Source organism: Massilioclostridium coli, from assembly GCF_900095865.1.
GTDB lineage: Bacteria > Bacillota > Clostridia > Oscillospirales > Ruminococcaceae > Massilioclostridium > Massilioclostridium facile.
Genome location: NZ_FMIZ01000006.1, coordinates 261,952 through 274,743, shown reverse-complemented (window position 1 = coordinate 274,743; position 12,792 = coordinate 261,952). Strand labels below are relative to the sequence as shown.

The 12,792-nt window shown below is 37.0% G+C and carries 13 protein-coding genes and 1 tRNA gene; 5 read left to right on the top strand and 9 right to left on the bottom strand.

The genetic code is table 11. The features are described 5' to 3' along the window. The first annotated feature begins 168 nt into the window (after positions 1 to 168). Positions 169 to 242, top strand: a tRNA-Gly gene (locus BQ2683_RS03545). Positions 243 to 642: 400 nt separating this feature from the next. Continuing rightward, the gene (locus tag BQ2683_RS03540; RefSeq protein ID WP_069987378.1) at positions 643 to 1,152 is read left to right on the top strand and encodes a YcxB family protein; all 510 of its coding nucleotides are present in this window, start codon (positions 643 to 645) and stop codon (positions 1,150 to 1,152) included. Positions 1,153 to 1,268: 116 nt separating this feature from the next. Here the strand turns inward: BQ2683_RS03540 and BQ2683_RS03535 are convergent, their stop codons facing one another. Together BQ2683_RS03535 and BQ2683_RS03530 are read right to left on the bottom strand one after the other, a co-directional pair. Next, positions 1,269 to 1,913 carry a hypothetical protein gene (locus BQ2683_RS03535; RefSeq protein ID WP_069987377.1) on the bottom strand — a complete coding sequence of 215 codons (645 nt, stop codon included), beginning with the start codon at positions 1,911 to 1,913 and terminating at the stop codon, positions 1,269 to 1,271. 94 nt (positions 1,914 to 2,007) lie between these two features. Continuing rightward, positions 2,008 to 2,448, bottom strand: a complete 441-nt coding sequence (locus tag BQ2683_RS03530) for a PH domain-containing protein (protein WP_069987376.1) — start codon at positions 2,446 to 2,448, stop codon at positions 2,008 to 2,010. A 462-nt stretch (positions 2,449 to 2,910) separates the two neighbouring features. Here BQ2683_RS03530 and BQ2683_RS03525 point away from each other — a divergent pair, with 462 nt between their 5' ends. The 3 genes from BQ2683_RS03525 to BQ2683_RS03515 all read left to right on the top strand — a co-directional run bounded on the left by BQ2683_RS03525 (position 2,911) and on the right by BQ2683_RS03515 (position 5,924). Beyond that, positions 2,911 to 3,129, top strand: a complete 219-nt coding sequence (locus BQ2683_RS03525; RefSeq protein ID WP_069987375.1) for a helix-turn-helix domain-containing protein — start codon at positions 2,911 to 2,913, stop codon at positions 3,127 to 3,129. 301 nt (positions 3,130 to 3,430) lie between these two features. After that, positions 3,431 to 4,867: an alanine/glycine:cation symporter family protein gene (locus BQ2683_RS03520; RefSeq protein WP_069987374.1), complete on the top strand. Its 1,437-nt coding sequence runs from the start codon at positions 3,431 to 3,433 to the stop codon at positions 4,865 to 4,867. A 556-nt stretch (positions 4,868 to 5,423) separates the two neighbouring features. Next, positions 5,424 to 5,924 (top strand): methylated-DNA--[protein]-cysteine S-methyltransferase, encoded by a 501-nt coding sequence (locus tag BQ2683_RS03515; RefSeq protein ID WP_069987373.1) that lies wholly within the window; start codon positions 5,424 to 5,426, stop codon positions 5,922 to 5,924. Here BQ2683_RS03515 and BQ2683_RS03510 read toward each other — a convergent pair. The 7 genes from BQ2683_RS03510 to BQ2683_RS03480 all read right to left on the bottom strand — a co-directional run bounded on the left by BQ2683_RS03510 (position 5,900) and on the right by BQ2683_RS03480 (position 12,778). Further along, positions 5,900 to 6,808, bottom strand: a complete 909-nt coding sequence (locus BQ2683_RS03510; protein WP_069987372.1) for a helix-turn-helix domain-containing protein — start codon at positions 6,806 to 6,808, stop codon at positions 5,900 to 5,902. The two genes, BQ2683_RS03515 and BQ2683_RS03510, sit on opposite strands and share 25 nt — an antisense overlap. Before the next feature lie 508 nt (positions 6,809 to 7,316). Then, the gene (locus BQ2683_RS03505; RefSeq protein WP_069987371.1) at positions 7,317 to 8,261 is read right to left on the bottom strand and encodes a transketolase family protein; all 945 of its coding nucleotides are present in this window, start codon (positions 8,259 to 8,261) and stop codon (positions 7,317 to 7,319) included. 2 nt (positions 8,262 to 8,263) lie between these two features. Next, on the bottom strand, positions 8,264 to 9,109 hold the full coding sequence (locus tag BQ2683_RS03500; protein WP_069987370.1) for a transketolase: 846 nt from the start codon (positions 9,107 to 9,109) through the stop codon (positions 8,264 to 8,266). A 117-nt stretch (positions 9,110 to 9,226) separates the two neighbouring features. Further along, on the bottom strand, positions 9,227 to 9,880 hold the full coding sequence (fsa, locus tag BQ2683_RS03495; protein ID WP_069987369.1) for a fructose-6-phosphate aldolase: 654 nt from the start codon (positions 9,878 to 9,880) through the stop codon (positions 9,227 to 9,229). A 42-nt stretch (positions 9,881 to 9,922) separates the two neighbouring features. Continuing rightward, complete coding sequence (locus BQ2683_RS03490; protein WP_069987368.1) at positions 9,923 to 10,564, bottom strand: HAD family hydrolase; 642 nt, start codon at positions 10,562 to 10,564, stop codon at positions 9,923 to 9,925. After that, positions 10,564 to 11,262 (bottom strand): L-ribulose-5-phosphate 4-epimerase, encoded by a 699-nt coding sequence (gene araD, locus BQ2683_RS03485; RefSeq protein ID WP_069987367.1) that lies wholly within the window; start codon positions 11,260 to 11,262, stop codon positions 10,564 to 10,566. Before araD ends, BQ2683_RS03490 begins: the two co-directional genes overlap by 1 nt. A 13-nt stretch (positions 11,263 to 11,275) precedes the next feature. Further along, positions 11,276 to 12,778, bottom strand: a complete 1,503-nt coding sequence (locus BQ2683_RS03480; protein WP_069987366.1) for an FGGY-family carbohydrate kinase — start codon at positions 12,776 to 12,778, stop codon at positions 11,276 to 11,278. Positions 12,779 to 12,792 lie beyond the last annotated feature (14 nt).

Genomic DNA, 12,792 nt, shown 5'->3' with positions numbered 1-12,792 from the left:
TGATGGAAATGTGATAGTTATTTGAAAAAAAACTGATTTTTTTATGAAAAATATAATATAAAAGAGTTGATATTATTTTCAACCCATATTTTATGAAAAACTTAAAAAATAGGATTGCCTTTTTAAAATGGTTATGGTATAATAATAAAAGTTTAAAAAATTTCATATGCAGGTGTAGTTCAATGGTAGAATGTCAGCTTCCCAAGCTGAAGACGCGGGTTCGATTCCCGTCACCTGCTCCAGTGTCGAGAGCCTTAACACGCATTTTGCGTGCGGGGCTTTATTTTTTGTCTATGGTTTTGTGCTCGTGTTTATAGTGGCCATCTTTTTGGTAACTCAAACTCAATTAGATTGAGTCTGTGCGTAATTTACGTTCTGGATTTTTTTATATCTAGTTAAAGTGAATTCATTTTGTGGTGCAAACTTATATGACGTAGCAAGCAGATGTTATTCCTTTTTGTCTAATAGGGATTATAAGAAAAAAAGAAATAATAAAAGTTAAATCGAATAATTATAGACGTTTTTGATGAAAAGTTGCGTATCGTGTCAACTTTTGAAATTATATTCATATAGATGGTTTTCAGCGCTTGCGATACGTGACATTGTTATAACATGAACTTTTTCGTTTTGGAGGATATTTTAATGGATAGTTTGTTTGAAAATAACTATACAAGAACATTGGCAATTACAAAGGAGCTCTATCGATATTGGTATTTTAAAAGGCCATTTTTGGTAGTTTTTGATATTTTATTTGGATTGTTTTTTGTCTATCATATCATTGAATATGTTGTTTATCATTACAGTTACAATTTAATTATGTCAATCTATGCTCCATTATTTTTTCTTTTACAATTTTATCTTTATCATCGTGCAGCAAAAACGGTAATAAAACGTGATATGGAGATAATGAACGGAAGATTTATGAATATTAAGATAATCGCAACGGACCAATTGATACAAAATATTTCTTCCACTGGGTCTATTAGTGAAGTTCCATATTTTAAAATAAAAAAAGTGATACAAACCAAAAATTTAATTTTACTTCGTTCAGAAGCAAAATTAATTTATATGCTTCCAAAAAATTCTTTTACAAAAGGAACTCCAGAAGAATTTATTGCTTTTTTACGTCAAAAAGGATTAAAAGTATCATAGATTAAATAGTGTATAAATTGATAAAATTTGATATAGGCATAGGATATATAGATGTGTCCATGATATATAACAATAAAAAAGCCTAGATATTTTATCTAGGCTTTTACCATATTATTTTATTGAATGTCATTTAACTCAGAAAGCTTTTCATCAGCAATTGCATTAAGCATAATATCTGTCTCATTTTCTGAAACAGTAGCTCCTCCCAACTTTGCCAAATTTGCCACATTTAATGTATAATCTGTAATAGAGTCCGCTATAGATTCATTGGTAAGGCGATATTTATCATGAATAGGCTCTAATTTAAAGTAAAAAACAGTTTGGAGGGCAGCGCCCTTTTGGGTAGGGTCATAATGGAAAAGTACATTCGTATAGTTTTCATGAGAAAATGCAGGATAACACTGCAATGTAATTTCTTTTAGTGCTCGTAAATAGGCTGGAAATGCCTGTTCTAATGTTCCTTCCGATGGTTGTACATAAATTAAAAGATTTTTAAATCCTTTTGAGGGATTTTCTAACACTTTTAGCTCCACGGAAGGATAAATAGAAGCAACACTATCATATACTTCTCCTTCCATTAAATTTGTTTCAGAAATTCCATTTGATGTTACACTTGTCGTGTTGTCATTGGATGATGTTTTACTTGAAGAGCTATTTTCTGTACTGACCATACTAGATGGATTAGAACTTTCTTTTGCACTACAACCAACAAATAAACTAAGACTCAATAATACTGTAAGTAGTGTTATTATTTTTTTCATTATTTTTTTCCTCCTATAGGATATCATAATAACACAAAACAGAAAATTCGACAATATTTTATCAGAAAATATGAAATGATAAAAGATAAGGTTTTTATTGATTTAATGCTTCATGGTTATTATATGCGATTTGTTGCAAATATTGGTATAAAGGTTGTATGTTGTACTTTTTGGGGAATTCAAATGTCCGTTTTGCCACGCTAACACCACCGCTTACTTTATAGTAAGGGGAATCAATATATTCTATATCAACCTGGCTATCATCCATACCAAAACCAGCAGTTTCTGCGGATACATGAATAACTGCGCTTAAATAAATAGAGCTTACCCTCATCTTTTTTCCGGTAGTGCCTTGCTTGTCAAAAGTAACAATCCTTTTATTCGTGAAAATAACAACATCACGGATCAGTTGAAAACCTGTGTAAACAGTTTCACCCTCCATAAAGTAAGCTCCGTATTCTTGTTGTAAAGATTCTAGTGAAACTTCGTTTAGATTTCCGCTTAAGCCATTCACCATCTTATTCATAATGCCCATATTTATATCCTCCTGTCGTATTTTATTACTTGATTTTTTAGATTTAGAATACTACAACTTATTATATATCTAAAATTATTTTTTTCAAGAAAAGCAGCTTTATTTTTGTTGTGGATTATAAAATAACTTTGTGTGCTGTTCCATATAAAACAATAGAATAAGAAAATTGGATATATCATCTATTTGGGTAATACCAACACTTTGGAACATATGGAAGAGTTCCTTTTCAGATAAAATATAATTTCGTATCCATTTTCCAAAACTATAATGATAATTATATCAATGATCATAACTACATTTTAAAAAAGAGGAAAGAGAATCCTCTGTAAAATATGTTTCGATTTTTGTAAAAGTTTTTTTCATTTTTAAGAGAAAATCCATATTTAATCACCTATTTTATGATAGGTCAATTTACCCCTAATTTTAATAGGGGAAATTGCCATAATAAAATATGGTGATGATATGGAGCGGTTAAAACAGTTACGAAAAGAAAAAGGATATACTCAAATTAAAATGCAGTTGCTAACAGGAATAGACCAGAGTGATTATTCTAAAATAGAGAATGGAAAACGGTATTACACCTTTGAGCAATGCCGAAAGATAGCAATTGCATTGGAAACGAGTATGGACTATTTAGCAGGTTTAACAGATGAAAAAAAGCCCTATCCTCGTAAAAAATAGCAAAAAAGGCTTGTGTATACAAGCCTTTTTGTTTTAACCATATCTTTTGAAAAGAAAAACAGTAGTTTTTTTATTTTCTTGTATAACAAACTAAAATAATTGGAAAATAAAAGAGAAATTTTTAAAATTGATATATAGTTAAATCTTTTATAGGATAAATTATAAAAATTTTTTATGACTTTATCGTGAATAACTACAGAAAAACAATTAATATGCAAAATCACCTAGTCAAAAATCGAAAAATTTAGTATAATAGATACATTATGTGGTTCAAAAATAACGAAAAAGGAGTTTAAAATCTATGGATTTAATCAATTCATTATTGGGGAACGTAAGTGACTTTATGTATACCTACATCTTAATCATTATGTTGATTTTAGTAGGTTTGTATTTTAGTTTTCGTACCAAATTCGTTCAATTTCGTATGTTTCCAGAAGCAATCCGTGTTTTAGGGGAAAAGAAAAAAGATGGAAAAGATATTTCTTCTTTCCAGGCCTTAATGATATCAACTGCCAGCCGTGTAGGTACTGGCAATATTGCAGGAGTAGCCACAGCAGTAGCTGCTTCTACTGCGATTGGTGGATATGGCGCTATTTTTTGGATGTGGTTATTGGCTTTAATTGGTGCTGCTTCCGCTTTTATTGAAAGCACATTAGCACAGATGTACAAACAAAAAGAAGGGACAGAATTTATTGGCGGTCCAGCTTATTATATCCAAAAAGCATTGGGAAGCCGTAAGTGGGGAATTGTGTTCTCTATTTTATTAATTGCCTGTTTTGCCTATGGTTTTAATGCCTTGCAATCTTTTAATGCGGGCTCCTCTTTGGCACATTATATCCCGAACTACAATGAAACAATTTGGCCACTAGTAGTAGGTGGTGTTCTGGCTTTATTAACCGCTGCTGTTATTTTTGGCGGTGTACATCGTATCAGCTCTATTGTATCTGGCATTGTTCCTGTTATGGCAGTTATCTATATTGGACTGGGGCTATTTATTACGATTAAAAATATTAATGCGGTACCAGAGATGTTCGGAAAGATTTTTACTCAAGCGTTTAATATAAAAGCCATTTTTGGAGGTTTTACAGGCTCTTGTGTGATGCAGGGGATAAAGCGCGGATTGTACTCCAACGAAGCTGGTATGGGTTCCGCACCAAATGCTGCAGCCGCTGCAGATGTTTCCCATCCAGTAAAACAAGGATTGGTACAGATGTTATCCGTATTTATTGATACTATTTTAATTTGTACCACAACTGCATTCATGCTTTTATTATCCGGTATTGAAATTGATCCTAACCTGACTGGTATGAATTATGTCCAGGCAGCAGTACAAAATCAGGTTGGTAATTTTGGCCCTCTCTTTATTACTATTTCTATTTTCTTGTTTGCATTTAGTTCTTTAGTAGGAAATTATTATTATACAGAATCCAACTTTAAATTTATCCGCGATTCTAAAACAGGTTTATTGATTTTCCGCTGTACTTGTGTCGCCGCTATTTTTGTAGGTGCATTAATGGACTTTACTACTGTGTGGACTTTAGCAGATATTTTAATGGGCTTAATGGCGATGGTAAATTTAGTGGCAATTATGTTGTTGGGAAGAAAAGCGTTAATTGTGTTGAAAGACTATATTGCTCAGAAAAAAGCTGGAAAAAATCCTGTTTTCCGTGCCAGTGAAACCAATGTTGGTGATCCAGAGGTATGGAATGAAGCTCATGCAAAAAAATGGGAAGATTAATGGTTACATTTTATCAGTTGGTTGTTGTCAGCCAACTGATTTTTTGTTTGGTTCGGAAATGACAAGAAGAAATGTAAAAAGGGACAGATAAATCAATTTGTAAATAGAAAAACAGATGAGAAATATAGTATTTTTTTATTTTGTCATTTAGTGGACTTGTCAACTGGTTTTATGACACAACAAATTGGATTACATCTGTTGTGCTGTTTTTTCGTATTTTTCATTCCTTTTTAGCATGTAGTTTAGAAGGGGATAAATTAAGCTGTATTTTTTACCCAAAATAGAAGAGTTCCGCATAAAAAATGAAAGTAGCAACCTAATGGGTACGATTTTACATCTAACCTCCTTGATGTTATAATAAAAAAGTAATTATTTACCGTAAATGCAGTTAAAATAATAATTAGTGATTTTTATAAAAAATTCAAGCCAGTTTTCAATATATCTCACGGAGAATCATTATGGTTGGAAAGAGACGTTTTAAATGTTATAAACTATTCGATTATAGATAACAGGGATATTTTTTCTTGGGTATCTAGTACATGAAGAGAGAAAAAACATGAAGTATATTTGGTATATGGAGTTGAAAGATCCTTTTCAAAAAATGGCTATTGCGGAGGATGGCAGAGGCATTACAGATGTTTGTTTTTGTTTGGATCAGGAGAAAAAGCTAGAAAATACGATACGACAAAAAACTCCATTGCTGGAGCAGGCAATGGAGCAGTTAAAAGAATATTTTGCAGGGGAAAGGAAAGAATTTGATCTTCCACTCTCCTTACATGGAACAAAGTTCCAGATAGAGGATTGGAAAGCCCTTCAAACAATCCCTTATGGAGAAACTAGAAGTTACCAACAGATTGCGGAACAACTGGGAAATCCAAAAGCTAGTCGTGCTGTTGGTATGGCAAATCATCGGAATCCAATCGCTGTCATTATCCCATGCCATCGGGTGATTGGAAAAAATGGATCCCTGACAGGGTATGCGGAAGGAGTAGAGATCAAACAGGCATTATTAGAGTTAGAACATCAACATATTCAATCCCATTCTTCCTCAAAATAAATAAAAGCTGGGCTATTTTGGGAAGAAGTTTCCGACTGGGCACAGTCCGTTTGTTGAAAGATCGTATTTAAAAAACCAGTAGGGGATTGCCCAGTTACTGTTTTAAATACCCGGTTAAAATTTCGTACATTGTGGAAACCACATTCAAAAGCAATTTGGGTAATCGAATGATCCGTCCAATGGATTTTTTCGATTGCCTTTTTTATCCTCACATTATTTAAGTAAGATATAAAGTTCATACCAGTTAATTTTTTAAACATTTTAGAACAGTGGCAGGGTTCATATCCCATAAGTTCAGCAGCTTTTTTTAAAGTAATCTCTTGGGAATAGTTCTGTTCAATGTAATTCATCACCTTTTGTACCCGTATCAGGTTCGCATATTTTGGTGGCTCTACCTTTTGGGGTGGATCAATTAAAAAATAACGAGTATAATAGACCAAAAAAAGTTCTAATATGGATTGTATCGCTTCCTGATAACCAAACGGTTTTTCTTTTAGCTCTTTTTGAACAATAAAAAATACTTGGTTTGAAAATTCCTCCATCCCTTCCTTTTCAAGTTCTTCTAATGGAATATGTCTCTTTACCTGGTAATTTGCACGTGTAATGTAGCGAAAAACAGTTGGAGAAATCGCGATAAAATCTACGATACAATTTTGCCCTGGAATAGAGCAGACTGAGTGTGGTTCACTTCCCCTACAAAAAAGAATATCCCCCGCATGACAAAAATAAGTATCTTTATGAATGGTGATATTGGTACAACCTTCACGAATACGGATAATTTGAATTTCAGGATGATAATGTGGAAGGGAATAGAGGTTGCGGTAACTGTGGGTCCATACATGAAAATCAGAATCATATTTTCTCTGTTCAAAGATGGCGTTCATGGTTATCTCCTTTTTTATTTCATTTTATTGTCAAAACACAAAAAATGTCTAGTAACACACAATATAATACGAGCATAATCAATTTAAATTCGGTATACTAATATATGAAATTTTGTTGAATTTTGTTTGACTTTATCCTGTTTTGCAAAAACATTTTTATAGATCCCGTTTGGCGGGAAGATAATCATTGCTTTTCCCTATTCCTTTTCTTTTCTTAAAACCAACATATTCCTTATGTGAATGTGTTGGTTTTGTTTTTATATAAAAATAATAGACTTAAATTTAGTCTGATAATGATAGAATGAAAAATATATTGGAGATAATTCCATAAAAATGATATTTGCCTCATCTCAAATAATACGTGATCGGATTAAAATATTATATTATCATAACAAAAAATGTCTAATTGTTCTATTTATCAACATAATATCTATAATTTGTTGAATAATAAACGGGATATAACAGAAAGTCCGGAGATAGCACATCTCCGGACCAATCATGAATTATCTTATTTTGCTAAAAAGTCTTTCACTGCTTTGGTAATGCCATCTGCATATAAGTCAAAGTCTTTCAACAGGTCAACGGCAGGGCCAGAATAACCGAAACGATCATAAACACCAACACGTTTTACAGGAGTTGGACATTTTTCGGACAGGAGACTGCAAACAGCTTCCCCTAAACCGCCGATCACATTGTGTTCTTCTACGGTTAGGATTTTTCCTGTTTCTTTGGCAGCTTTTAAGATAATTTCCTCATCCAAAGGTTTAATGGTATGAATATTGATTAAGCGGGCATTGATACCAGCTTCTTTTAATTGTGCAACACTTTTCAGGGCTTCTCCAACCATCAAACCAGTCGCTACGATGGTTACATCGTCACCATCAGCTAGCTGAATTCCTTTTCCAAGCTCAAAAGTATAATCGTCATTGTTGTTAAAGCTTTCTACAGCAAGGCGACCTAAACGAAGGTAAACTGGACCATTGTATTCCGCAGCTGCTTTTACAGCTGCTTTCATTTCGTAATGGTCAGCTGGATTCAATACCACCATGCCTGGGATGGTCCTCATCAAAGCGATATCTTCCAAGCATTGATGGGTTGCACCATCTTCCCCAACGGAAATACCAGCATGGGAGCCTACAATTTTTACATTTAAGTGTGGATATCCAACCGAGTTGCGAACCTGTTCAAAGGCACGTCCAGCAGAGAACATAGCAAAACTTGCGGCAAATGGGATTTTTCCACAGGCAGCTAAACCAGCAGCGATACCGACCATGTTGCATTCTGCGATACCACAGTCAAAGAAACGGTCTGGATGGGCTTTTTTAAAAATCCCTGTTTTCGTAGCGGCAGCCAAGTCAGCGTCCAATACAACAATATCAGGGTTTGTATTTGCCAATTCGGCAATTGCTTCCCCAAAGCTTTCTCTGGTAGCTTTTTTTATCATTTCAGCCATGGTTATTTCTCCTCCAATCCAGCAAGAATTTTCTGTAAGTCAGCCATCGCAACATCATATTGCTCTTTGTTTGGAGCGGAGCCATGCCAGCCAACCTGGTTTTCCATAAAGGAAACCCCTTTTCCTTTTACCGTTTTCATAATAATAGCGGAAGGTTTTCCAGTAACTGTTTTTGCTTTTTGGAAAGCTTGTTCCAATTCTTCAAAGTCATGGCCGTTGATAGTTTGTACATCAAAGCCGAACGCTTCTAATTTACTATCTAATGGTTCTGGACCAACAACTTCAGCTACAGTACCGTCAATCTGCAAGCCGTTATTGTCTACAATGATGCACAGGTTATCCAGATTTTTGTGGGCGGCAAACATGCAAGCTTCCCAAACCTGACCTTCTTCGCATTCACCGTCCCCTAACAGGCAGTATACACGGTAATTTTTGTTGTCTAGTTTCCCAGCCAAAGCCATGCCGCAAGCTGCGGAAATTCCCTGGCCTAAAGAACCAGAACTCATATCCACACCTGGGGTATCTTCCATATTTGGATGCCCCTGTAACATGGAGCCGATATGGCGGAGGGATTTCAATTCTTCTTTTGAGAAGTAGCCTCTTTCCGCCAGAACAGAATACAATCCAGGGCAACAGTGGCCTTTGGAGAGGACAAAACGGTCCCGATCAGGATTGTGTGGATCTTTGGGATCAATATTCATCTCTTTAAAATAAAGGTATGTGTACAGATCAGAGGCGGATAACGAGCCACCTGGATGACCGGATTTTGCATTGAATACACCTTCAATAACGCCCATACGGACATGACAGGCGATTTTTTGCAGTTCAAGATTAGTCTGTTTATCCATCAAACGCAACCTACTTTCTTTTAGATTGTTTTCCCAGCCAGCATGCAATTAGCTGGGACTACTGTTATCCTAACATAAAAACAGGGTTTGGTCAAAATTTATTTTGACCAGTTTAAATTATTCACCAAAAACAGCTTTATAGTCTGCCTGGAATTTTTCAATTCCTTGGTCAGTCAAAGGATGTTTTGTCATTTGTTCGATAACACTGTATGGAACAGTTGCAATATCAGCGCCAGCCAAAGCACAGTCAGTTACATGGATTGGATTGCGGACACTGGCAGCGATAATCTGGGTATCAATTTCATGGATTGCGAAAATTTCTGCAATGGTACGGATCAAGTCAATCCCTGGTTGGGAAATATCATCCAGTCTACCCAGGAATGGAGAAACATAAGTAGCACCTGCTCTAGCAGCCAGCAAAGCTTGGTTTGCACTGAATACCAGAGTAACATTGGTTTTAATCCCTTCGGAGGATAAAACTTTAGTAGCTTTTAAACCTTCTGCTGTCATAGGAATTTTTACTACCATGTTTGGATGGATTTTAGCGATTTCGCGGCCTTCTTTGATCATGCCTTCCGCGTCTACAGTAGTTGCTTTTACTTCTCCGGAGATAGCGCCGTCTACGATGGAAGCGATTTCAGCGATTACTTCGTTAAAATCTCTGCCTTCTTTCGCAATCAGGGAAGGGTTGGTGGTAACGCCACAAATCACACCCATATCGTTTGCTTTTTTAATATGTTCTACATTTGCAGTATCAATAAAAAATCTCATAATAATAATCCTTTCTCAATATGTGTTTTTATCTCAATCCGATTATGGAATTAAATCTTTTACCTGTTCCAGATGTTGGATCAGGGTAGTACAGCAGGATAAATCCTGTTCCCCAGAGGTGGGGTTTTGGTATCCAATACAAGGAATTCCAGCACGGAACGCCGCTTTGCTTCCAGAATGGGAATCTTCAATTGCAATAGCCTGATTTGGAGTGATACCAGCCAGTTGCAGTACTTTTTGATAAGCATCAGGGTCAGGCTTTTTACGTGCGACTTCATCCCCGCATACAATCCAACGGAACCGATGCTTGATACCTAAAAATTCAGTAACCCGGTCTACAAAATACCGGTTGGAAGAAGAAGCGATGGCAACGGGAATCTTTTGTTCTTCCATCCAGTCCAAGAGGGGGATTAAACCTTGGCTGGGAGGGAGGTGGATTTCCGCCATCTCCTCTAAAATACCATCGTACTGCATTTGTTCACAGGTAGCAGCATCGGACTGGAAACCGTATTGGCTCATGAGCCGTTCCCAGATTTCTTTATTTGGAATACCAACAGTCCAGGAGAGATCGGGTTTTTCATGGACACCAAACCGCTCCAGGATTTTGTATTTGGAATTTCGATGGAGAGGTTCCGTATCAGCAAGAACCCCGTCCATATCGAAGATAATCAGCTTTGTTTCCATTATTTATTGTGTTTTCCTTGGCCGTAGTAAGCATTAGCGCCGTGTTTGCGCAAGAAGTGTTTGTCCAGCAGTTCCGGCTGCATTGGGGTTGTTTTGCCCAGACTTTCGGTGTAATAAGCCATTTTTGCGATTTCTTCTAATACAACAGCGTTGTGTACCGCATTTTTTGCATCTGTTCCCCATGTGAATGGACCATGGCTATTTACCAATACACCAGGCATATGGTCTGGGTTAGAACCGCCAAAAGTTTCCACAATTACTTTACCGGTGTTTAATTCATATTCGCTTTGGATTTCTTCCGGTGTCATTTTACGGGTACATGGAATTGGGCCATAGAAGTAGTCTGCGTGGGTGGTACCGTAAGCGTTGATGGACTTGCCAGACTGTGCCCAAATGGTAGCCCAAGGGGAATGAGTGTGTACAATCCCTTTGATGTTTTTGAACTGGCGATATAATTCCAAATGGGTTGGTGTGTCAGAAGAAGGGTTCAAGTCACCTTCCACAACATTGCCGTCTAAATCCAATACTACCATATCTACAGCTTTTAATTTGTTGTATTCCACACCGGATGGTTTGATAACAACAAGGTTGGTTTCACGGTCAATTGCGGATACATTACCCCAGGTAAAAGTAACTAGGCCGTATTCTGGCAACATCATGTTTGCTTCGTATACCTCTTGTTTTAATTTTTCTAACATCGTTCTACCTCCATTAATATAATTCACTCAGCAGTTTGATTAATTTTTTATACCGGGCGAATTTTTCAGCATAGATTTTGTGGCGTTCCATATTTGGATGAACCGTACGGCCCACCTGAACCATAGATTTCGCGGCTTCTTTATAATCTTTGTGTAAACCACAAGCAACCGCTCCAGCCATTGCGCACCCTAAAGTGCCCAATTCCTTGGTTTTGATCATTTCAATCGGCAAGCCAATGACATCTGCGAACATTTGCAGCCATACTTCGGATTTTGTTGCACCGCCAGCCATACGGATTGCAGTTGGGGTATCTCGTAGAGCTAACAACTTTTCAATATGGTACATATGGGAGAAAGTAACCCCTTCATAAATCGCGCGGAGCAGATGCCCTGTTGTATGGAAATTATTTAAACCAGTAAAAGCGGATAACTGGCATTTTGGATCATTAGTCCCATACAGGAATGGAAGGAAGATCACATTGCTGTCCTCCGGTTTGATAGCGTCCACCTGTTGGTCAATCCAATCGTATAAACGTCCACCGCTGGCGCCAACCTCCATTTTTTCTTTTCCGAGGAAGTTTTTAATATACCATTCCAGGTTTCCGGCGGAAGTTGGGCTGCTCTCTTCAATCAGGTAATACCCTGGAATACAGAAGATGGAGTTTTGAGTGGTACCTTCCGGTGGGATCGGTGTTTCAGAAATATATTCATTGATGCTCCATGTCCCGGTAATGGCGCAGAGTTTTTCTGGATCACTAACATCCATCGCAATGGCACAAGCGTCAATATCGAACATGCCTCCACATACTGGAGTACCAGCCGCTAAACCGGTCTGTTTGCTGATTTCTTCAGTCACAGTACCACATAATTCATAGGAATATTTCAAAGGCGGCAGTTTTTCATAACAATCTTCCAACCCAAATATTTTTAAAACCTCTTTGTCGAACGTCATGGTTTTTAAATTCATCAAGCTGGTGCTGGAAGAATCGGTGTATTCGGTATTTGCCACGCCGGTAAGCATAAACCGGATAAAGTCTTTTGCTTCAAAGATATACTGGGTATTTTCTACGACTTCTGGATGATTGTCCTTCAACCAAGCCAACAAAGGAACTCCTTGGGTTTCCCTCAGGTTTTGCAGGGTATATTCCCTTGCTTTTAGAGCGGTGCCGTCCGCGTTCCATTTGTCTACATAGGAAAGGGCGCGGCGGTCGGTGGATGTAATTGCGTTGTACGCAGGCTTTCCGTCTTTCCCCCAAAGGTATAAACCTTTTCCATGGCCCGTACACCCAATTGCGATAATATCTTTTGTGTCGATATTCGCTTTTGCAATTGCTGTTTTAATTGCGTTTACAGTGGCGTTCCACAGGTCGTTCATATCACGTTCGCAAAAACCGTCTTGTGGAACCAATAATGGGGTATCCTGGGAGCCGGTGGCAATTTCATTGCCAGCTGTATCAAAGATAGCAGCTTTGGTCATGGTACCGCCATTGTCAATACCCATTAAATATTTTGCCATAAGTTTCCCTCCTT

Coding starts and splice junctions, on each gene's coding strand:
- BQ2683_RS03540 (WP_069987378.1), top strand. CDS start 643: ATGGATAGTTTGTTTGAAAATAACTATACAAGAACATTGGCAATTACA.
- BQ2683_RS03535 (WP_069987377.1), bottom strand. CDS start 1,913: ATGAAAAAAATAATAACACTACTTACAGTATTATTGAGTCTTAGTTTA.
- BQ2683_RS03530 (WP_069987376.1), bottom strand. CDS start 2,448: ATGGGCATTATGAATAAGATGGTGAATGGCTTAAGCGGAAATCTAAAC.
- BQ2683_RS03525 (WP_069987375.1), top strand. CDS start 2,911: ATGGAGCGGTTAAAACAGTTACGAAAAGAAAAAGGATATACTCAAATT.
- BQ2683_RS03520 (WP_069987374.1), top strand. CDS start 3,431: ATGGATTTAATCAATTCATTATTGGGGAACGTAAGTGACTTTATGTAT.
- BQ2683_RS03515 (WP_069987373.1), top strand. CDS start 5,424: ATGAAGTATATTTGGTATATGGAGTTGAAAGATCCTTTTCAAAAAATG.
- BQ2683_RS03510 (WP_069987372.1), bottom strand. CDS start 6,808: ATGAACGCCATCTTTGAACAGAGAAAATATGATTCTGATTTTCATGTA.
- BQ2683_RS03505 (WP_069987371.1), bottom strand. CDS start 8,261: ATGGCTGAAATGATAAAAAAAGCTACCAGAGAAAGCTTTGGGGAAGCA.
- BQ2683_RS03500 (WP_069987370.1), bottom strand. CDS start 9,109: ATGGATAAACAGACTAATCTTGAACTGCAAAAAATCGCCTGTCATGTC.
- fsa (WP_069987369.1), bottom strand. CDS start 9,880: ATGAGATTTTTTATTGATACTGCAAATGTAGAACATATTAAAAAAGCA.
- BQ2683_RS03490 (WP_069987368.1), bottom strand. CDS start 10,564: ATGGAAACAAAGCTGATTATCTTCGATATGGACGGGGTTCTTGCTGAT.
- araD (WP_069987367.1), bottom strand. CDS start 11,262: ATGTTAGAAAAATTAAAACAAGAGGTATACGAAGCAAACATGATGTTG.
- BQ2683_RS03480 (WP_069987366.1), bottom strand. CDS start 12,778: ATGGCAAAATATTTAATGGGTATTGACAATGGCGGTACCATGACCAAA.